Source organism: Gemmata sp. (assembly GCF_051859125.1).
Taxonomy (GTDB): Bacteria; Planctomycetota; Planctomycetia; order Gemmatales; family Gemmataceae; genus Gemmata.
The window spans coordinates 1-21,685 of sequence record NZ_JBHYGG010000004.1; the positions used below are offsets into that span (position 1 = coordinate 1).

11 protein-coding genes are annotated in these 21,685 nt (G+C 72.3%); 6 read left to right on the forward strand and 5 right to left on the reverse strand.

The genetic code is table 11. From position 1 onward, the window contains the following. Window positions 1-18: 18 nt before the first annotated feature. Window positions 19-507, reverse strand: a complete 489-nt coding sequence (locus tag ACTIGN_RS01265) for a hypothetical protein (protein WP_439620623.1) — start codon at window positions 505-507, stop codon at window positions 19-21. A 235-nt stretch (window positions 508-742) separates the two neighbouring features. Then, the gene (locus ACTIGN_RS01270) at window positions 743-3,112 is read right to left on the reverse strand and encodes a hypothetical protein (RefSeq protein WP_439620625.1); all 2,370 of its coding nucleotides are present in this window, start codon (window positions 3,110-3,112) and stop codon (window positions 743-745) included. Between the two features lie 168 nt (window positions 3,113-3,280). Here ACTIGN_RS01270 and ACTIGN_RS01275 point away from each other — a divergent pair, with 168 nt between their 5' ends. Continuing rightward, window positions 3,281-5,305 carry a hypothetical protein gene (locus tag ACTIGN_RS01275; protein ID WP_439620626.1) on the forward strand — a complete coding sequence of 675 codons (2,025 nt, stop codon included), beginning with the start codon at window positions 3,281-3,283 and terminating at the stop codon, window positions 5,303-5,305. Between the two features lie 189 nt (window positions 5,306-5,494). Here the strand turns inward: ACTIGN_RS01275 and ACTIGN_RS01280 are convergent, their stop codons facing one another. Both ACTIGN_RS01280 and ACTIGN_RS01285 read right to left on the reverse strand, forming a co-directional pair. Next, window positions 5,495-9,187, reverse strand: a complete 3,693-nt coding sequence (locus ACTIGN_RS01280; protein WP_439620628.1) for a protein kinase domain-containing protein — start codon at window positions 9,185-9,187, stop codon at window positions 5,495-5,497. A 276-nt stretch (window positions 9,188-9,463) separates the two neighbouring features. After that, on the reverse strand, window positions 9,464-11,773 hold the full coding sequence (locus tag ACTIGN_RS01285; protein ID WP_439620630.1) for a spermidine synthase: 2,310 nt from the start codon (window positions 11,771-11,773) through the stop codon (window positions 9,464-9,466). 308 nt (window positions 11,774-12,081) lie between these two features. On the opposite strand from ACTIGN_RS01285, the gene ACTIGN_RS01290 reads away from it, so the two are divergent. The 3 genes from ACTIGN_RS01290 (at window position 12,082) to ACTIGN_RS01300 (ending at window position 18,905) form a co-directional block, all read left to right on the forward strand. Beyond that, complete coding sequence (locus ACTIGN_RS01290) at window positions 12,082-12,783, forward strand: hypothetical protein (protein WP_439620632.1); 702 nt, start codon at window positions 12,082-12,084, stop codon at window positions 12,781-12,783. 397 nt (window positions 12,784-13,180) lie between these two features. Next, on the forward strand, window positions 13,181-17,206 hold the full coding sequence (locus ACTIGN_RS01295) for a hypothetical protein (RefSeq protein WP_439620633.1): 4,026 nt from the start codon (window positions 13,181-13,183) through the stop codon (window positions 17,204-17,206). 394 nt (window positions 17,207-17,600) lie between these two features. Further along, window positions 17,601-18,905 (forward strand): PLP-dependent aminotransferase family protein, encoded by a 1,305-nt coding sequence (locus ACTIGN_RS01300; protein ID WP_439620634.1) that lies wholly within the window; start codon window positions 17,601-17,603, stop codon window positions 18,903-18,905. A 3-nt stretch (window positions 18,906-18,908) separates the two neighbouring features. On the opposite strand, the gene ACTIGN_RS01305 is transcribed toward ACTIGN_RS01300, so the two are convergent. Beyond that, window positions 18,909-19,823, reverse strand: coding sequence for an excisionase family DNA-binding protein (locus tag ACTIGN_RS01305; protein ID WP_439620636.1), 915 nt, complete (start codon window positions 19,821-19,823; stop codon window positions 18,909-18,911). 373 nt (window positions 19,824-20,196) lie between these two features. Here ACTIGN_RS01305 and ACTIGN_RS01310 point away from each other — a divergent pair, with 373 nt between their 5' ends. Continuing rightward, entirely contained in the window at window positions 20,197-20,982 is a 786-nt protein-coding gene (locus tag ACTIGN_RS01310) for a sigma-70 family RNA polymerase sigma factor (protein ID WP_439620637.1), read from the forward strand. A 238-nt stretch (window positions 20,983-21,220) separates the two neighbouring features. Then, entirely contained in the window at window positions 21,221-21,616 is a 396-nt protein-coding gene (locus ACTIGN_RS01315) for a hypothetical protein (protein ID WP_439620638.1), read from the forward strand. Window positions 21,617-21,685: the final 69 nt, after the last annotated feature.

The following is a 21,685-nucleotide window of genomic DNA, read 5'->3' on the forward strand; positions in this document are numbered from 1 at the left end:
CCCTTCTGCTTCGGCCAATCACTCCGGCTTGCCTTCCTCGCCGCCGCCGTGCTTGTCCTCGCGGGCCTCGATCACGGCCTTGCGGAGCGGCCGCAGCGAGAACACGTCCGGCACCACCGGCCCCTCGGCCCGGTACGACTGGGCGATCGTCGGCCCGATCGACGGGTCGTAGGACGGCGCGAGGAACACCCGGCCCGGCCGCATCGTGATCCCGGCGTAGTCGATGCCGTACGTGCCGTCCCGGACCGGCCCCGGGGCCGCGTACGGGCCCTTGGCCAGCGGGCGGTTCCCGTGGAACAGCCGCGCCCCGCCGATGTACCCGCCGGTGTACTGCGGCGGGACCGACGGGATGGCGTGGGGCTTGACCGACGTGGGGTACCCGGCCCGCTCCATCGTGTGAACGAGCGGGACGTGGCGGGACGGGGTCCGCTCGACGAACCGGTCCTGGCCGAACGCGAAGGTGGGGGCGGCGCACACCAGCGCCGCGGCGACGAACGAGCGCACCATGCGCGGACCCTCGGGGTGAACGCGACCGGCCCCGGGCTCCGGCCCCGGGGTCCGCTCACCATTCATCGCCCGTTCCCCGGCCCGACTCCAGTCGTTCCGCGTTCAATGCTCAAAGTCGAGTGACCGCGGCTCCCGGCGTGCCGGGTCGGATCCCCTGGCCCCACGCGGGCCGCCCTCCGCGGCGGCCCGCCAACTACAGCTGACTTCAACCGAAGCGCTTTGAACTCGCCGCGGGTCACCCCTCGGGGTTGCGGTTCGTCTTCTGGTACGGGAGCCGGACCCCGCGGTACAGCACCTGGTCGGCCCGCAGGACGTTGCCCGGCACGTTGTACCCGGCCTGGCCGCCGATGGTCATCACGTCGTCCTGGTCCACGCCGTCGCCGCTGACCCCGAGGCCGCCGATGAGCACCCGCGGCGCGCCGGTCCCCGACCTCGTGTACACCGGGGCCGCGCCCGGGAAGAACACGATGCCGTTCTGGTTCTTGATGTCGGTCGGGGCGCGGAAGTTGGTCCCCGGGTTGAACGCGTCGTACCCGAGGACGCTCTGGTACGCCGAGGCCGGGAGCGGGTTCCCGACGGTGATCCCCAGGAGCGGGTCCACGCCGCCGTCGTTGAGCTGCGAGAACGGGCCGGGCGGCGCGCCCTGCACGCTCTCCGGGAACCGCGGCAGCGCCAGGTACCGGAACGTGCGGGCCTCGAACGCGGTCCCGGCCGGCACCCCGTCGAGCTGGTCCACCGCCTGGAGCTGGGTCGGGTTCGCGTAGTACGCCACGTTGCGGGCCTTCGCCACGGCGACGTCGATCGAGAACACGGTCGCGTCCGGGTCGCGGTACAGGCCGACGATGTTCCCCTCCAGGTCGGACACCGCGAACACCATCTTGGTCCGCGTGCCGAGCGGGAGCCGGATCGCGGCCCGGGTCACGTTCGCCTGGTTGATGCCCTGGGTGATGATCTGCATCACGTCCGCGGCCGCGATGCCGACCCCGTCGTGCGGGACCACCAGCCACCCCTCGGGAACGGTGATGCCGTCGCGGGTCAGGTTCGGGTCGCCGGCGACGATCACCTGGTTCGCGCCGAGCGGGTCGCCGCGGCCGACGATGCTGCCCACGTTCAGCACCGTGTTGATCCCGGCCACCCCGCCGGGGCCGAAGATGTCGAGCTGGATGCCGACGAGGTCGATGCGGCCGGTCGGGAGCCCGTACCCGGTCGGCACCGCGACCCCGGCGATGGGGCCGATGGGCACCGGGTTGACGCCCGGCGACACGGAGTTGATCGTGCCGCCGACGGCCGCGTACGCGATCCACTCGGCCTCCAGCGTGCGGTCCGGCTTGGTCGGGTCGAACGTCACGCTCAGCGACGAGTTCGACTCGGTCGCGTACCCGGTCTTGCCCGGGAAGAACACGCCGATGCCGCCGACCACCTGGCCGTTCTTGAAGATCGGGATGCCGCCCGGGATGGTCGCGATCCCGCGGTTCTGCGCGATCGGGATGCCGTTGGCGGTCCGCGGGGCCACCCCCGACTCGACCCCGTAGGAGTCGGGCGGGAACAGCCCGGCCCCCGGCGGGACGAACGCCGAGTCGATGTTGAACCGGTTGGTGCGGATCTCGTCGTCCGCGGTGCCGATGATGCGGTCCGGGCCGGGGCTGTACGTGCCGTCCCGGTTCGTGTGCTCGATGTTGAACAGGTCGACCTGCGGGGTGTTCACGACCCCCGGCGGGAAGTGCCCGTTGATGCCGACCGGCGCGACGAACCCCGGCCCGCGGACCGTCGAGTTCGGGTCGGTGACGTACGGGAGCGACTCGACCTCGCGCTGGGTGATCGTGGACTGGCTCAGGGACCGGACGGTGCGGCTGGTGAGCGGGGCCGCGTTGTTGCCGAAGAACGCGCCGGTGCGAGCCAGCGACACGGCCCCGTCGATCGCGAACACGAGCCGGGACGGGTCCGACGTGATCGCCGGGTCCACCCCGTCCTCGACCCGCACCCCGAGGATGCGCCCGTTGCGGTCGGTGATGACGATGATCGCGTCGTTGCTGGCCGAGGCCGCCGCGGCCCGCTGGATGATCGTGTTCACCTCGCCCGCGGTCATGAACTCCGAGTCCGGCGACTTCGGCACCGGGAGCGGGTTCTCCTTGAGCATTTGGTCGTCCGGCCCGAGGTTGTTGACCACGTCGGTCGTCTCGACCCGGTACAGCCGGTCGGCCCCGGCCCCGGGGTCGAACACCGTGCCCGAGACCCCGCCGGTGAGCTGGTCGGTGCCCGCATCGCCGTTGAGGACCGCGCCGCCGCCGCCCCCCACGAGCTTGTCGTTCCCGTTGCCGCCGTTGAACGTCACCGGGACGACGAGCAGGTTGCTGACCTGGAGCGTGTCGTTCCCGTCGCCCGCGTTGACCACGATGCTCGCGACGTCCGCGGCCGCGAAGTCGCCGAGGACCACGGTGCCGTCGAGCACCCGGATCGCGTCCCCTTCCGGGGTGATGCGGATGCGGTCCGCGGTCGCGTCGCCGGTGACCGTGAGGACCCCGCCGGCGAGCGTGGCGACGGCGGGCGCGTGCCGCGGGTCCAGGTGCTCGCACTTCAGTCGCGTACGGCCCTTCTCGTTCGACATGACGCCCCTCCACGGTCAGGTGACTTGAGTGGAATCGGACGGCGCCCGCGAAAACTCCACGGATTCGCCCGATTTGCCGGAATCACCGGCACGCCCGGAAGAATCCTCATCCCCGGCACGGGCGGCGTCCGATGCAATCGTGGGAAACCTTGGACGGGGGGGGAGCGCATGGGCCGGCTGTCACAGTGGGGAAGGTGGGCCGCGGCCGGCGTCCTGGGGGTCGGGGCGGTCCTCGTTGCCGCGGCGGACCTGAGGGCGGGGCAGCCCCCGCGGGCCGGGGCCGTGCGGGAACCCGGGCGGGTCGCGCCGCCCACGCTGCCCCCCAACCCGGTGCGGGTCGACCTCCCGGGCCGCGCGCCGCAGACCCTGCCGCCGCTCACCGGCGGCGCCCCGGCCGCCGCGCAGCCGCCCGGTGCGGCCCCCGGCCTCCCACCGGCGGAGAGCCGCGACCCGCTGAACCGCCTCCTCGACCCGGCCCCCCGACCGGGGCCGGCGCAGGAGGTCGAGATGCCGACCCTGGCGAACTACGTGTACTTCCCGACCCTCGGGTTCGCCGGGCAGAGCGGGGTCAAGCCCCGGTCCGGGAACAACGAGGAGTACGACACGATCGAGGACCGGTGGCGGATCGGGTTCCCCGAGTGGGACCGGTACGGCCTCGGGCACCCCAAGGTCGCCGACTACCCGTACCAACAGGGCCGGTGGTACGACCCGTTCAACCAGAGCGTGCTCAAGGGCGACTACCCGATCCTCGGGCAGCACACGTTCTTCAACTTCACGGGCGTGGTGAGCACCCTGTTCGAGGGCCGGTCGATCCCGACGGCGACGACGCCGTTCGAGAGCACGGCCCGCGAGAACACGGTCGACTTCTTCGGGCGGCCGGGCCAGTTCGTGTACTCGAACCTGGTGACCGCGTCGTTCGAGTTGTTCCACGGCGACGCCGCGTTCAAGCCCGTGGACTGGCGGCTCAAGGTGACCCCGGCGTTCAACGTGAACACGCTGAGCGTGCAGGAACTGGCCGTGGTGAGCCCGGACGTGCGGAAGGGGACGATCCGCAACCGGACCTGGACCACGCTCCAGGAGTACTTCGCGGAGTACAAGCTCGCGGACCTGAGCCCCGAGTACGACTTCGTGTCGGTCCGGGCCGGGTCGCAGCCGTTCACCAGCGACTTCCGCGGGTTCATCTTCAGCGACGTGAACACCGGCGTGCGGTTCTTCGGGAACCTGGACGGGAACCGGACCCAGTACAACCTCGCGTACTTCCGGCCCCGGCAGAAGGAGACCAACAGCCAGCTCAACGCGTTCAGCGGCCGGGACCAGAACATCGTGGTCGCCAACCTGTACCGCCAGGACTTCATCTTCCCCGGGTACACGGCCCAGGCGAGCTTCCACTACAACAACGACAACGCGAGCTTCTACTTCGACAACAACGGGTTCCTGGTCCGCCCGGACCCGGTCGGCGTGTTCCAGAAGCACACCGTCGACGCGCTGTACTTCGGCCTGGCCGGCGACGGCCACATCGGCCGGTACAACATCTCGCACGCGTTCTACTGGGTCATCGGGCACGACACCCGGAACCCGCTGGCCGGCGTCCCGCAGCAGATCTCGGCCCAGCTCGCGGCGGTCGAGCTGTCGTACGACCGGGACTGGGCGCGGTTCCGGGCCAGCGGCCTGTACCAGTCGGGCGACGGGAACCCGAACAACTCCCACGCGACCGGGTTCGACGGCATCTTCGACAACATGAACTTCGGCGGCGAGTTCAGCTTCTGGCGGCGGCAGCGGATCCCGCTGTTCGGGGTCGGGCTGACCAACGACCAGAGCCAGTACGCGAACCTCCGGTCGAGCCGGATCCAGGGCCAGAGCAACTTCGTGAACCCGGGCCTGTGGCTCATCAACGCGGGCATCGACTTCGACATCACCCCGCGGTACCGGATCATCAACAACGCCAACGCGCTGTTCTTCGACAAGACCGCGTCGCTGGAGACGTTCGTGTTCCAGAGCAACATCGACCGGTACATCGGCACCGACCTGAGCAGCGGCATCGAGTGGCGGCCGCGGCTGAACAACAACGCGATCATCATGGGCGGGATCTCGACGCTGATCCCCGGGGCCGGGTTCCGCCAGCTCTATAACAAGAAGGACGAGAAGGTGAACCCGCTCATGTCGATCTTCGCCGAGGTGATCCTGCTGTTCTGACGCGACCGCCCGGTGGGTCACTCGCGGAGCGAGTGGCACCAACCGCACGCCGAGCGAACCCGGGCCACCTCATCGCGCCGGGGTGCGCCTCGCGGAGCGAGGCGCCCACTTTCGCGACCGCGGACCAGTTCCAGAAGTAGACGCCGCACCACGCGCGGGCCCCGGGAGCGGTCCCGGGGCCCTCGGCGGTTATCGCTCGACCGGGCGGGGGTGCGGGGCCGGTTCCCGCGGGGCGACGGCGGCCCGGAGTTCGGCGAGCAACAGGTCGGCGAGGAGCCGGTCGCCCCAGTCCGAGTCGTGGTACGCGAACGGGTTCTTCTCCCCGGGCCGGTCGGCCGCACCGACCGCCTCGGCCCGGGCGAGGAGCGCGCGAGCGGCCTCGCTGCGGCCCCGCTTCGCGGCGCACAGCCCGCTGATGATCGGGTGGAGCGCCCAGTCGCGGGGCGGGGTGCCCCAGACCGGGCCGCCGGCGGTCAGGGCCGCGTCGGCCCCGTCGAGGTCGCCGGCCCGGAGCCGCACCAGGGCCAGCCCCCAGTGCCCCCACGCGTACTTCGGGTACCGGGCGACGCGGGGGGCGGCGCGGGCCGCGAGCGCCGCCGCGGCCGCGGGGTCGGCGGCGGGTGACAGCCCCAGGGCCCACGCGCACCGGGCCAGGACGTGGACCTCGGTGGCCGCGTCGTACCGCTTGAGCATCGCCCGCACGCCGCCCGCGTACTCGTCGGGGTCGCCGGCCGCGAAGTGGGTCGCCGCGAGGCACAGGTCGATCCACGCGGCGTCGACGTCGCCCTTCGCCCAGCGGCGGAGGGCCTCCAGTACGGGCACCGCCCCGGCGTACTTCCCCTGGCCGGCGCGGGCGGCGACCAGCCCCCACCCGTCGGTGACGCGGTCGGCCGGCCAGTCGGCGCGGGACAGGGCGAACGCGGCGGCGAAGTGCCGCTCGGCGGCGGCGAACCGGCCGCGGTCGTTCTCCGACCGGCCGAGGGCCGCAAGCAGGTCGCGGCGCTCCGCGTCGTCCCCGGCCCGCAGCGCGGCCGCGAGCGCCCCGGCCTCGGCGAGCCGCTCGGCCCCGGCGGCGCGGTCCCCCATCGCGTACAGCTCCTCCCCCTCGACCCGCAGCGCGATGCACGCCTCGCGGCCCCCGGGGCCGTACGCGGCGCAGGTCATCCGCCGGGCGGTCGCGAGCAGCTCGCGGGCCACCGCCCGCCCGGGTTCGGCGAGCCCCGGGCGGGCGTACCACTTGGCCGCCAGCAGCACCGGCTGGCACGCGCTCCGGCCCCCGAGCACCTTCCCGGACCGGGCCAGGGCCAGGGCCGGCTCGGCGTACCGGTGCGCGGCCGCGGCGGTGCCGAACTGGCCCTCGAACGCGCACCGCGAGAACAGCAGCTTCCCCCGCCAGTGGTTGTCCGGGCCGAACTGCCTCAGGTTGGCCGCGTCGATGTCGTCCCAGAGCTTGCGGGCCTCGGCGACCTTGCCGGCGGCCGCGAGCCGGTTCCCGACCGCGCACCCGACCATGAGCACCTTGGGGTGCGCGAACCCGTACACGCGGCGCATGCCCTCCAGGAGCCGGGCGTCGACCGCGGCGGCCTCGGCGGCCCGGTCCTGGTTGGCGAGCGCCTCCGCCAGCTCGAACCGGATCATGCCGACGAACCAGTGGTCCACCGGCATGTTCGCCTCGGCCTTCTTGAGCGCCTCGCGGAGCTTGGCCTCGGCCTGGCGGTAGAGCGACTCGCTCAGGCCCGGGGCCGAGGCCGCCATCTGCGCGAGCCCGACCCCGGTCTGGAACGCGGAGATCACCTCGCCGACGGTGCGGAACTGGGCGCTGGGCTGGGCCGCGAGGGCCGCGAGGACCTGCGGGAGCACCTTCAGGGCGTCCCCGATCCGGCCCTGGTCGAGCAGCATCCCGGCGTACCCGATCCGGGCGTTGATCGTGTCCTTGTGGTCCCGGCCGAGGAGCCGCTCGCGGCCGTCGATCACCTCGCGGAACGCGGCGTCGGCCCCGTCCGCGTCGAGGAACGCGAGGGCCAGCGCCTCGTAGAACCGGGCGTTGAGGACCGTCGCCTCGTCCGCCCCGGCCCGCCGCAACTTGGCCCCGGCCCCGCGGAACCACTCCAGGGCCGCGGGGAAGTCGCCCAGGTTCCAGTACAGCCGCCCGAGGGCCAGTTCGTTCTCGACCGCGTCCGGGTGGTCGGCCGGGAGGTGCCGCCGGCGGAGCGCCAGCGCCTCCGTGACGATCGGCTCGGCGGTCCTGAAGTCGCCGAAGCTGACGAGCGCGTTGGCCACCGCGTCGGACAGCTTGGCCCGGGTCAGGGGCTGGTCCCGGAGGGCCGTGGCGAGCGTGGCGGCCGCCTCCCTCAGGAGCACGTCGGCCGTCTTCGTCCGCTGCTGCTCCCAGTTCTGGGGGAGCACGTCGGACCCGAAGAAGTCGAGCGGGTCGCTCCCGCGGAACACCCCGGTCATGAAGTCCGAGACCTTGTTGGCCCGTGCGGCCTCGGCCTCGGCCCGGCGCCTCAGGGCCTCGGCCTCGATGCGGCGGGCCTTCTCCGCGTCGGCCAGTTCCTCGGCCGCGTCCCGGAGCCGCTCCGCCCCCTCCTTGGCCTGTTGCTCGAACGCGGCCCGCGCCAGGGCCTCGCGGTAGTGGGCGAACAGCGACCCGACGAGCCCGACGGAGAACGCCGCGACCGCGGCCAGGAGCCCCGCGACCACCGGGTTCCGCTTCGCCCACCGCGCGGCCCGCGCGGCCGGCCCGAGCGGGCGGACCGTCACCGGCTCGCCCCGGGCGTACCGCTCCAGGTCGTCCGCGAGCTCCGCCGCCGCCGGGTACCGGTCGGCCGGGTTCTTCTCCAGGCACTTGCGGCAGATCAGGTCCAGCTCGCGGGGGACCCGGGCCCGGGGGTCGTACGCGGGCACGTCCGCGGACCGGATCATGCCGAGCAGCCCGTGCACGTCGCCCGCCTGGAACGGCCGCTCGCCGTGGAGGGCCTCGTACAGGATCACGCCCAGGGACCACACGTCGGCGGTCGGCCCGACGAACTTGGTGCGCCCGTCGGCTTGCTCCGGGGCCATGTACGACGGCGTGCCCATCACCGCCTGGGTCTGGGTCAGGTTCGACGCGGCCCGCTTCGCGAGCCCGAAGTCCGCGACCTTGGGCGCGGAGGTCTGGCCGTCGGCCCCGGTGCCCGACCCGCCGTCCTCGCGGGCCGAGTCCTCCCTGCCGAACAGCACGTTCGCGGGCTTCAGGTCGCGGTGGACGATGCCCAGCGCGTGGGCCGCGGCCACCCCCCGGGCGACGGTGGCGACGAGCCGCGCCGCCGCCAGGGGCGGGAGCCGCCCCCCGGCCCGCTCGATCCGGTCCCCGAGGGTCCCCCCGGGGAGGAACTCCAGCGCCATGTACGGCTGGCCCTCGTGGTCCCCGTACTCGTACACGCGGACCACGTTCGGGTGCTCGATCGCGGCGACCGCCTCGGCCTCGATCAGGAACCGGGCCAGGTCCTTGGGGCCGACCCGGCCGCCGAGGATCGTCTTGAGCGCGACCACCCGGTTGAGCGCGACCTGCCGGGCCTTGTACACGACGCCCATCCCGCCGCGGCCGAGCTCGCCCAGGACCTCGTACCCGGGGATCGCGACCGCGCCCGCGGGGCGGAGCGACGCGGCCGCCGCGGCGGCCTGCTCCGCGGGCGACTGGTTCACGGTGCCCCCGTCGCCGCCCGCGGCGGACGGCACTCCCGGCGCCGGGCCGCGGGCGGCCTCGGGGAGCGTCGAGTCGGGCGACGGCGCGAACGCGACCGCACCGGGCGGGGGCGGGGCGGGAAGGGTCCGGTTGGGGGCCGGGTTCGGGTCCGGCGCGTTGGGGTCCGGTGCGCCGCCGATCGTCGGGTGATCCATCGCCGCCTCGGTGAGCGTGGTGCGAGCGCGCAATCTTAGGCCGCGCCCGCGCGCCGTGCAACGCGCTCCGGGCCGCTTGCGGCCGGCCCGCGGTGGGGGTAGTCTGCGTGGGAGTTGTGCGGGTCGTTTAGCTCGGTGCCTTGCACCAGGGCGATGTTGCGTCGCCCGAGAGTACGGCTTGTCGTGGCCCCTCCGCGGCCCAGGTCCGGAAGGAGACGCCGCACAACGCGAGAGCCCCGGGATCACTCCCGGGGCTCTCAGTATTGTCGCGTCGCGTCAGTCCCCGTGCTTCTTCCACACGGCGAGCAGGTTGGCGAAGTCGTCGCGCCAGATCGGGCCGGGGGCCACGGTCGTGCGCCGCCACCAGTACGGGTCGAAGAGCACCGGGTCGCGGGCCGGGTCGCTGCGGGCCAGGATCACCCACTGCGACTCGACCGACCCGAACTGCCGGTCCCGCTCGCCGGGCCGGTCGTGGTACTCCAGCACCGTGAGCCGGTCGTCCACCGAGCCGGCCGTGCGGGCCACGAGCGGCGGCAGGTCGAGGTGCGGGTTCGTCACGTTCACCGCCAGCACGCCGGTCGGCGTCAGCTTCTGGAGGTACAGCTTGAACGCCTCGCGCGTCAGCAGGTGGACCGGCATCGCGTCGGAGCAGAACCCGTCGAGGATGATGACGTCGAACGTCGCGTCCGGGAGCCGCAGCAGGTTGCGGCGGGCGTCGCCGAGGACGACCTCGTACTCCGCCTTGCAGTGGTGCAGGTACCCGAAGTACGCGGGGTTCTGCGCGATCCGGGCCACGGCCGGGTCGATCTCGAAGAACGTCCAGTGCTCGCCGGCCTCCGCGTAGCACGCCACGGTGCCGGTCCCGAGCCCGACGACCGCGACGCGGTGCAGCTTGCTCTTCCGCTTCCCGAGGTCCTGGAACAACCGCCCGACCGGCCCCGACTCGGTGTAGTACGTCATCGGCCGCGGGCGGCCCGGCTCGTCGGTGCGCTGCTGCCCGTGGACCGTCGTGCCGTGGATGAGCCGGATGAACTTCCCGTCGGGCGACCGCGACACCCGCACCACGCCGTAGAAGTTCCGCTCCATGTGGAGCGTCTCGCCGAGCCGGCCCGCGTCGAACGCGCCGGCGACGAACAGCGCCCCGAGGCACAGCGCGTACCGCGACGGGCGGCGGAGCAGGGCGGCCACGGCGACCGCCGGCAGCCCGAACATCAGCCCGCCGCGGAGCAGCTTCTCGAGGAACGACTCGCGTGCGTCGAGGTCCGGCGGGGCGACGACGTACCGCGGGACGAGCAGCACCAGCACCACCGTCAGCCCGAGCAGCACGAGGACCAGCGCGACGTCGGCGGCGCGCAGCGGCGGCTCGTCCCCGGTCGCCCGGCACACCCGCGGCCGCACGGCCGCCGCCAGCACGATCGCCAGCGGGTACTCGACCATCCCGACCCGGTGGAACAGGAGCGGGGCGAACAGGCCGTTGACGAGCCCGCCGATCACCCCGCCCAGCGACATCCAGAAGTAGAAGACGGTGAGGTGCTCCGCGGCCGGCCGGTCCTTCGCGAGTTCGCCGTGGCACACGAGGCAGACGCAGAAGAACGTCCCCATGTGGAGCACGCCGATCAGCGCGAACGGCTCGCTGGCGTCGACCAGCAGCGACAGCGCGACGAACAGCAGTAGCACCGGGGTGACGTAGCCGACCGCCGCGTGCAGCCCGTCGGGCCAGCGGGCGAACACGAGGATGAAGCTGACGAGGTACAGCGCGAGCGGCACGACCCACAGGAGCGGCACCGGCGCGAGGTTGGTGCTGACGTGCGTCGTCACCCCGAGCAGCAGGCTCGACGGCAGGGCCGAGAGGAGCACCCAGCGCACGACCCGGCCCGCGGTCGGCGCGGCGGTCATCGGCTTGCTGAGCGCCGCGTCCAGTTCCGCGGTGATCTCCCCGTGCTCCCTCGGAACCGGCTCCGGCTCGGCGTTGCGGACCACGGCCACGACGCACACCGTCGTCAGCACCGCGTACCCGACGACGGCCCACGCGAACAGCCACTGCTGCTCGGCGAGCGTCAGCCGCGGCTCGATGAGGAGCGGGTAGCCGAGCAGCCCGACGAGGCTCCCGGCGTTGCTCGCGGCGTAGAGGAAGTACGGGTCGCGGGCCGACGGGTGCCCGCTCGCGGCGAACCACCGCTGGAGCAGCGGCGACGACGTGCTGAGGACGAAGAACGGGACGCCGACGGCGACGGCGAGCAGCGCGACGAGCCCGAAGATGGGGTAGTCCTGGTCCTCGGGGAGCAGCGACGTGACGACCGGCACGGGCGACCCGGTGTTCGCGACCGCGGCCCGGAACGCGACCAGCACGGTGAGCAGCACGACGACGTGGAACAGCGCCTGGCGGCGGACGCCGAGGGTGCTGGTGGCCCGGTGCGCGTACAGGTACCCAGCGAGGAGGACGGCCTGGAAGAACACCATGCAGGTGTTCCAGACGCCCGGGGAGCCGCCGACCAGGGGCAGGAGCAGCTTCCCGACCAGCGGCTGGACGAGGAACAGCGTCGCGGCCCCGGTGAAGAGGGTGACGGCGTAGAGGACGGGGAGCAAGTCGCGACCTCCGCGGTGGTGCGCCCACGCGAAGCGGTAGCGGGGGAGGGAGGGCACCGGCCCGACGCGCCGGCGGCGCGCCCGACCGGTTCTACACAGGATGCGCACCCGCCCCCCCCGGGGCAAGAGGATTGTCGGGCGTTACAGACGGCACGGTCGCACGTCGTGTGCCAAGATGCAGGACATTGGGGTGGGACGAAGAATCTTTGAGGGTAGCCGCAAACGAAACGATGGCCTGCGACGTTGACCCGCACACTGTACCAGCGTTCCGGAATGTACTGGGTTCCGGGTTCTGGGCGAGGTGTCCCATGCGATACGCACTCTTGGTGGTTGCGAGCCTGGCGCTGGGGGTCGTCGCCGGCCGGCAGACCGCGCGCGTTCCCGAACGGGAGGCCGCCATGGTGCCTGCTGGCCCCGTCTTGGTGCCACAGCCACGAAACCAACCCGAACAGGAGGGGGTCGCGGTTGCGCCTCTCCCGAGAGAGGTTCCCAAGCGGACGGACATCCCCCTCTCCTCGATCTACTGCGCGAACTGGCGCAAGGACGGACTGAGGGTTCCCCGTCGCAAGGATGATGAAGAGTTCACCGAGCAGTGGGAGCGACTCCGGAAGCGTCTGGCGAAGATGCCGTACCGGACCGCGTTCTTGGTTCAGTCGGCGACGATCGAGGGCGCGGTGAGCGACACGCTGGACGTCGTGGACGGCCGAAGAGAAGGGAGCGGGAGCCTCTCGCTATCTGAAGAATTGGGACACAAGTCTGTATGGGCGGTACTGTTCTTCGGCAACTTGATCGGTGAGCGCGAGGTGACATGTACTTCGGTAACTTACTCCTCGAGCGAGTTGACAGTGACTGTCCGCATTGGTGAAGACAGAGGCGAGACGGTAGGAATAAGTGTGCCCAATCTGTATTGGGTTCCCCTGATAGAAGTTCAACCGGGTGGTCTCACGCTGCGAATCCACGACAGCGAAACGAAGACCGATCTGCTCGTGGTGCGTACCAGCGTTGAGTAGCGATTCCAAATCGACGCGAGCGTCGGCGGCTTCGTCCTGAGTAGCGCGGAGTCCGTCGAATCCGAGTATTTGTCCCGCCTCAATCGACACGCGGTTTGCAAGGACAGGTGTTCGACCCGTCGCAACAGATGCCCCCTGCGGTTGTTGCGACGGGGTGATATGCTCTGATGGAAATTTGTCCGCGAAAGTGTGGTTGATTTGGCGAAAGTGAAGTGTTTCGGCGAGGGGTGGCGCGGCGGCGGCGAAACACTTAATGTGGCTTGAGTGACGGTCCGGCGGCGGTTTCGGCGGCCGCCGAGTTCGGCTTGTCACGCGGTTCGGAATACGTTCCAATTGCCACCCTCAGTCACTACGCACGGACGCGGAATCCCGGGAATCACCCGGGGCGCACACAACCATGCTCGGCTCCCTGCCACCCCTTCCGCACGTCGATCGGCCCGAGTTGCCCCGGGTCCGGCTCGACGTGCGTGCGGTCGGAGCCGCGGCGGGGCGGGCCGTCAGCTACGAGGTCGGGGCGGCCGAGTTCCTCATCGGCGGGGCCGACGGGTGCGACCTGCGGTTGCCCGCCCCGAACCTGCCGCCGGTCGTCGCGCAGCTCGTCCGCAAGCCCGACGGCGTCCGCGTGCGCCGCCTCACGCCGGTCCTCCCCGTCCTCCTCAACGGCAAGCCGCTCCCGGCGAACGCGCCGACCGTGGTCTCGACCGGCGACGTGCTGACGCTCGCGGGCGTCGAGATCGCCGTGCTGGTCCAGCCGTCGGCGCTCGTGGCGGCCCGGTTCGTCGCCGTCGCGGAAGAACAGGTCCCGGGGCAACAGTCGCAGGCCGATCCGGTGCCGCTCGCGGAGCCGATCGAACTGCCGGAGCCGCAGTACGACGACGCGGACCTGATCCGCCGGGCCCGCGAACTCGACCGGCAGACCGAGGAACTCGAATCCGACCGCGTCGCGTGGTACCGCCGCCGTCAGGAGATGGAGGCCGAGTTCGAGCGGCACCGTGCGGTGACGGCCGAGTCCGAGGCGCGGCAGCAGGCGCTCGACGCCCGCGAGGCCGAGTTGAACCGGTTCCGCGACGACCTCGCCGCCATCCGCGAGGGGTTCCTCAGGGAGTACCAGGACCGGCGGGCCGACCTCGCGGCGCAACAGGCGGAACTGGAGCAGCGTCGCGGCGCGTTCGAGGGCGAACTCCGCGACCGGCGAACGCAGTTCGAGGCGGAACTCGCGGCGCTGGCGACCGCGTCGGAGGCCGAGGCGCACGCCCGGTTCCGCGACCAGTTCGAGGAGCTGGAGCGGCGGCGCGAATCGACCCGCGCCATCGTCGCCGAGGCCGAGGCCGAGGCGGCCCGCCGCCGCGACGCGGTCGCCGCCGAGGTCGCGGGGTACGAGCCGAAGCTCCGCGAGCTGCGGGACCAGCAGGACCGCCTCGCGGCGGCGTTCCAGGAACTCGCCCGCCAGCGCGACCTGTTCGCGGCCGACCGCGGCATCCTCGACCGGGCGCGGGAGACGTTCGAGGCGTCGAAGCTCGCCGACACCGAGCGGCTCACCGGCTGGGAGAAGCAGCTCGCCGACCGCGACGCCGACCTCGTCGCGCGCCAGGATCGGTTCGCCGAAGACCTGGCGGCGCTCAACCGCGACCGCACCCAGTTCCAGGACGACCTCGTGCGCCTGGAGCGGCGCACGGCGGCCGTCGAGGACCAGGAGCGGCGCTCGGCGGAGCGCGCCCGCGAGATCGACGTGCGGCTGGAGCAACTCCGCCGCGACTCGGCCGAGTGGGAGGAGACCGTTCGCCTCGCCGCCGCCGAGGAGGACCGGCTCCGCGCCGAGGCCGAGCGGCTCGACCGGCAGCGGGCCGACCTCGACGCGCAGTCGGCGACGCTCGCCGAGCGCGCCGGCCAGCTCGAAGCGCAGCAGGCGGTTCTCGGCGTGCTGCGGGCCAAGCTCGACCGCACGCGCCAGGAGGCCGAGCGCGAGGTGGCGCAGCTCGCCGCGGCCCGCACCCGCGAGGACGAGTCGCTGGCCGACCTCCGCGCCCGCATCTCCGAGGCCGAGGAGCTCCGCGCCCAACTCGTAACCGTTCAGGCCGACACCGCCAAGGAGCGCGACCGGCTCGACGAGCGTGACTCGCTCCTCAAGGCCGGGCTGGACGAGATCCGCACGCAGCGCGAGGCACTCGCCGCGGAAGCGGAGCGGCTCCGGGAGCGCGAGGCCGACCTCGACTCGCGCAGCACCGAGTTCGCGGAGCAGGCCGGCACGCTGAAGGGCCGCGTGTCGCAGGCGTTCGACCTCCAGGCCCGCCTCGAGGCCGACCGCGTCGCGCTGCGGGAGCGCGAGGCCGCGCTCGCCCAGGCCGAGGAGGCCCGCCAGGCGTTCCAGGAGCAGCTCCGCCGCCGCGCCGAGGACCTCACCGCCCGGGCCAAGACGCTCGACGAACTCGCCCGCACCATCGCCGCCGAGCGGGCTGCGATCGACCAGGGCCGCGCCGACACCGAGGCCACCCGCCTCGTCGTGCTCGACGAACTCGACCAGCGCCGCAAGCAGCTCGACGAGCGGACCGCCGAGATCGACCGGCTCGCGGCCGACTACGCCGACAAGGAACAGGCGCTGGCCCGGCAGATCGGCCGCCTCAAGGACGTCGGCGCGGCCGTCGCCGCGGAGCGCAAGAGCCTCGCCGAGAGCCGCACGCGGTGGGAGGCCGAGCGCGCCGCCGCCGCCGCCGACACCGAGAAGGCGCAACAAGAACTCGCCGCGTTCCGCGCCCAGGCGCTCGCCGAGATCGAGGCGCTCCGCGGGCAGGCCCCCGAACTCGAAGCGCAGGCGACCGGCGCCCTCGAGCGGCTCGCGTCGGCCCGCGACATGCTCCGCGGGCACCTCACCGAACTGCACGACTTCGCCCGCCTCAGCCGCGAGGACCTGGCCGCCATCCGCGCCCAGGTCCGCCAGGAGGCCGAGCGGCTCCGCGAGCAGGAAGAGTCGCTCAACCAGGCCAAGGCCGAGCACCGTCTCGCGGTCACCGCGTTCCGCCAGCAGCTCATCGACTGGCAGGGCCAGGTCGGCGACATGAAGCGGACGCTCGCCAGCAGCGAGTCGCGGATCGACGCGAAGCAGGCCGCCGCCGAGACCGCCGCGAAGCAGGCCGACGCGGTCACGGTGCAACTCGCCGAGCAGGCCGAGCAGTTGCGCCGCGAGCGCGAGGCCGTCGCCGAGCGCCGCACCGAGGTCGAGCGGCACCTCGGCGACATGCGCGAGTGGTACCGCAAGAAGCTCCGCGAACTGGCCGGGGGTCGCGGGGCGGACCCCTCCGAGAGCGCGCCCCGCGTTCCGGTGGCGGACCTCGACACCGTCTCCGGCCCGCGGCTCGCGGACACCGGCGACGCGGAAAGCGGGTCTGCCGATTCCGCACTCCGAATTCCGCATTCCGAACTGGAACTCGAACCCGGCGACCGGCAGCTCGGCGAACTGCTGCGGTCGCACGCACTCGTGGACGCCGAGACGCTCACCGCCCTGTGGGCCGAGGCCGGCCGGCAGCGCCGCACGCTCCGGCAGGTGCTGCTCGCGAGCGGGGCCGTCACGCTGTACCAGCTCGCGCTCATCGAGGCCGGGAACCTCGACGCCCTCATGGTCGGCCGGTTCCGCGTCATCGACCGGCTGCGGGTCACGCCCAAGGAAGCGATCTACCGCGTGTTCGACCCGAGCCGCGGGACCGGCGCGAGCGTCCACCTGCTCCGGCACCTGAGCGAGACCGAGATGCAGGACGCGGTCCACCCCGACGAGTTCCGGCAGCGGTTCGCCGCCGCCCGCGACGCGGCCCACCCGAACCTCGCCGCCGTCGAGGACGTGCTCGAAATCGGCGGCCGCCCCGCGGTCCTGCAGGAGTGGCTCACCGGGCTGTTCAGCGCCGACTGGCCCGCCCAGGCCGGGCACCCCGGGTGCTGGGTCCGGCTCGCGACGATGGCCGCCGCCGGCATCGAGTCGGCGCACCGGCACGGGCTCGTCCACGGGCGGCTCACGTCCGACTCGTTCGTCCTCACCGCAGACGGCGCGCTGAAGGTCACCGGGTTCGGCGAGCCGCCGTTCCTAGCGCAGCAGCCCCAGCCCGCCGACCTCTCGGTCGCGGCCGACCTGCGGGCGTTCGGGCAGGTTCTCTTCGGGTGGTCGCAACTCGCCGTCAAGCAGAAGCGGCCGGGCAAGCCGAAGCCGTTCCCGGACGCGCTACTCGCAATCGTGCGCCGGCTCGAGGCCGACGCCGAGCCGCCGATGGCCGACACCGTCGCCGCCGACCGGCCGTACGAATCGGCCACCGAGGTGGTCGCCGACCTGCAGCGCGTCGCCCGCGACACCGGGTTCAGCGACGACGCCTGGGAGAAGCTCCTCAAGTACGTCGCCGACAACGCCCCTGACTCGCCCGTCGGACTGAAGCGCTCGGCGTGACTGGAAAGTAGGCAACTCGCTCCGCGAGTCGCACCCCGGGGCAACTCCGGCGGCCGCGGAGCACCTCCGTCGTGATTGGTGTCCGTCGCGGAGCGAGTGACCTACTCTCAAGTCAGATTCTCGGAAACCGACTTGCCACCGCCCCGGTCGCGGTGTAATCCTTTCCCGTCGGAAGAACCCGTAAGGCGTCACGATGTCGATGGCCCCCGCAATCCGGTTCGCGCTCGCCGCCCGCGTGGCGGCCGTGGCCGTTATTGCCGTTGCCGCCGCCGTTGTTGCCGCAGCCGCAGCCGCGACGTAGCTCCGGGTTCCCGACACGCGATCACCGTCGGCCCCGGAGTAACCCTCCGGGGCTTTTTGCGTTTCCCCTCTGGTCCAGGTTGAGGAACGTTAGATGCCCCCGCAACTGCGCCGCTCCGAGAAGTCCCTGCGGACGACCGACTCGCCGATCACCGCGTACGTTCAGAAGGCGCTCGAGAACCCGGCCCTGGTCTCGTTCGCCGCGGGGCTGGTGGACGAGGACTCGTTCCCGGCGGCGGACGTCGCGGCCGCGGTCGCCGAGATCATGGCCGACCCCCGGGCGTCGCGGGCCGCGCTCCAGTACGGCTCGACGCAGGGCGACCCGAAGCTCCGCGCGCTCGTGCTGAACCACGTCTGCGCCGCCGACGGCGTCGCCCCCGCCGAGCTGAACCTGACCCCCGCCGACGTGTGCATCACCACCGGCTCGCAGCAGCTCCTCTACATCCTCGGCGAGGTGCTGTTCGACCCGGGCGACATCGTCATCGCCGAGGCGCCGTCGTACTTCGTGTACCACAGCCTGCTCCAGACCCACGGGGCGCGCGTCCTCACAGTGCCGATGGACGAGGACGGCATGCGGCCCGACGCGCTCGAGGCGCTGCTCGAGGACCTGAAGCGCTCGGGCGACCTCGGCCGCGTGAAGCTGATCTACACCGTCGACTACTTCCAGAACCCCACGGGGCTGACGCTCTCCGCCGAGCGGCGGCCGAAGCTCGTGGAACTCGCGAAGCGGTACAGCACCGGGCACCGCATCCTGGTCCTCGAAGACGCCGCGTACCGCGAACTCCGGTACGAGGGGCCGGACCTCCCGAGCGTGAAGCGGTTCGACCCGACGAACGAGTACGTCGTGTACACGAGCACGTTCTCGAAGCCGTGCGCGCCGGGGCTCAAGACCGGGTACGCGATCCTGCCGCCGGACGTCATGGCCGCGGTGCTGCACCTCAAGGGGAGCCACGACTTCGGCTCGGGCAACCTCGCCCAGCACGTCGCGGCGCGGCTCATGGAGTCCGGCGCGTACGCCCGGCACGTCGCGAAGCTCCAGGCGATGTACCGCGGGAAGCGGGACGTGATGCTCGCGGCGCTTGAGCAGGAGTTCGCGGACGTCCCGGCCGCGTCGTGGACGGTGCCGGTCGGCGGGCTGTACGTCTGGCTCACGCTCGACGGCGTTGACACCGGGCCCAACGGCCCGCTCGTCGCCGCGGCGCTCGACGCGGGGGTGATGTACGTCCCGGGCGAGTTCGGGCACGTGGCCGACAGCAGCGGCGACCTGCCGCGGAGCCACTGCCGCATGTGCTTCGGGACGGCGTCGCCGGAGATGATCCGCGAGGGGGTCGCTCGGTTCCGCCGGGCCGTTGGTGCGGTGCTCCCCCGCGGGTCGCGGAGGCTCGCCGCCGCACGGTAGGACTCACGCGCCCCCGCCCCGGGGGGGGCGGCCCCCGCCCGGGGGCCGCCCCCGCTTCGGCACCGCCGGCCGCTGGTACAGCGACTTCGCAAGCGCCGTGAGCTGCGCGAGGGTGTCGCCGTACGAGGTGTACGCCATCCGCTTCCGCAGGTCGTCGGTGAGGGCCTGCCCGCCGACCGCCACGACCACGCCCCGCGCCTCCGCCTCGCGGTAGAACTCCGCGTACTCCACCAGGAACCGCTCCGGGTCGGCGAGGTGCGTGGCCGAGAGCCACACCAGTCGGGGCTCGTACCGGGCCAGCGAACTGCGGAACGCGGACACCGGCGTGTGCGGCCCCAGGTTGATCGCGTCCCACCCGGCGTCCAAGAGCGCGAGCCCCGCGAGCAGCGTCGGCAGCACGTAGTGGTCGTGCTCCGGCGCGCCCCCGAGGGCCACCGGCCGGTCGGCCGCCTCGCGGCCCCGCAGCAGCCCGTTCAACTCGTAAAGTGCGCGGACGCACGCCTGCGTCGCCCGGTGCTCCCTCGCGATCTCCACCTTCCCCTGCTCCCAGCCGTGGCCGACCGCGTGCAGCGCCGGGGCGATGACGCGATCGGCCAGCACCTCGACGGTGAGCCCCCCGCGGTAGCCGGTGTGGATCAGCTCCCGCACCCGGTCCACGTCCTCCGCCAGTGCGGCCGCGCGGAACCGGGCGACCAGTTCCGGCAGGTCGACTTCGGCACCCCCCTTGATGCTCGGGACGAGGCGGGCCAGGTCCGCGTGGGGCAGGTTCTGATCGCGGACCAGGCGGATCACGTCGTGCGTCAGGAGCTTCCGGTGGCCCCCGGTCGTCCGGTGCGCGCTCAGCACCCCGTCGTCCACCCACCGCTTGACCGTGGTGACGCTGACGCCGAGCGCGTCGGCCACCTGGGCCGTACTCACGTACCGCCCCTCGGGTGGTGCCGGTTGGTCGGGATCGGAATGGGAACGATTCATGCGTTTGCCAACGTGCCGCCGGGGCGCGACGCGACACGGGGTCGGTTCGGTGCCGTTTCAAGTAGTGGGTCGCCCAATTGTAGCAGAGCCGCGCCCGGTATTTCGAGGAACGCGCCTTTTGCCTTGACGAACGCGGGTCGCGTGAGCTAGATTAATTTGAACGATTTGGACGATTTGAATTGCCGCTCCAACGGTGGGCTCCGATTCGCGATGTCTGAATCGAGGAAAATTCGGTGAATCGAGAATCGGCCGCCGCGGTTAAACGAACAAGACGGCCGAATTTTCCCGCTCCCCGACCACCAGAACCTCGGAGCCCGTCATGTCCACACCTCCCGTTACGACCCGCGTGAGCCGCACCGCCGCCCTCCCGGGGTACATCTCGCACCCGGACTTCCACTCCCCGGACGCGATGAAGGCGTTCGGCCCGCAGGCCGTCCTCTCGCAGCCCGAGGACACCGCGTCGAAGTACATGCTCGACGAGGTCACCCGCGACCACGCGATGCGGATGCACTACGCGCTGTACCGCACCCACGCGGCCCGGACCGGGGCCGAGCGGGCCCGGTGGCACGCCGCGTACCTCAAGCTCCGCGACCGCATCGTCCTCGGGAACCGCAAGTTGGTGTACCGGGCGGTCCGGCGGAGCGCCGCGCAGAACCGGGCCGACGACACCATCGGCGAGTGCTTCATCGTGCTGATCCAGGCGGTCATCGCGTTCAACCCGTGGATCAACGTGCGGTTCAGCACCTACGCGTACACGTGCCTGGTGCGGGCCATGTCGCGGAGCGCGCGGCGGCACGCGAGCGACTGGCTGTCCCGGTCGCTGTCGTTCGACGTCCTGGCCGACGGGGAGCCCGGCGACGCGGGCGGCGAGCCGGCGGCGCCGGCCGGCGCGGTGCGGATCGACGAGTTCCTGACCGACGCCCACCCGCTCCTCTCGGACCGCGAGAAGGCGATCATCATCCGCCGGTTCGCGCTCGCCGAGGGGACCGGGGGCTCGACGCTGGAGCAGGTCGGTGCGGCCGTCGGGCTGTCGAAGGAGCGGGTCCGCCAGGTGCAGGCCACCGCGCTCGAGAAGCTCCGCGCGGCGCTCGGGGCCGGCCGGTGACGCCGCCGACCCCCGGGCCCCGGATTTGAGTGACAGTGCGGTGTCACTCGTTGCCGGTGCCGGCCCCCCGGGCGGGGGCCGACTTTCACTTCCCGCGCACGTTAAACTTGCTTTCCCCGGAACTCGTCCCTACCATCATGCCCAACGGAAGGCGGCCGACAGGAGGTCGGGGCGCGGATGCCGCTTCGTGCGGCGGGCAGGGAGGTACGGTCGCTCCACCCACACGGCCGGAGGCGACATGGGGAGGAAGAAGGTGGAGGCCGCCTCGGTCACCCTCACGAACCAGCGGGCCGCCCGCCTCTACCGGTTGCTCACCCTCCTCGGTGACGGCCCGCAGACGCGGCCGCAGTTGCTCCGCCGGCTCAAGCTCGACGTCCGCGGGTTCTACCGGGACCTCGAGGCGCTGCGGGACCTGGGCGTCGAGGTCGCCACCGGTGAGGACAACCGGTACGCCCTCGCCGGGGGCCTCGACGACGCGCTCGCCAAGCTCCCGTTCCCCGACCCCGGGCTCAACTTCCGCGACGTGCAGCAACTCGCCAAGGGCGACACGACGGCGCACCGGAAGCTCAAGAAGCGGATCAGCACGTTCCTCGGGGGCAACGGTCGCTCGGCCGCCCCGCACAAGCCGCGGTGACGCGCGGGCCGCCCGCCCCGGGCGGTTTTTTCGGCTTGTGCCCGGACCCCGAATGCCGATCTAATCTCG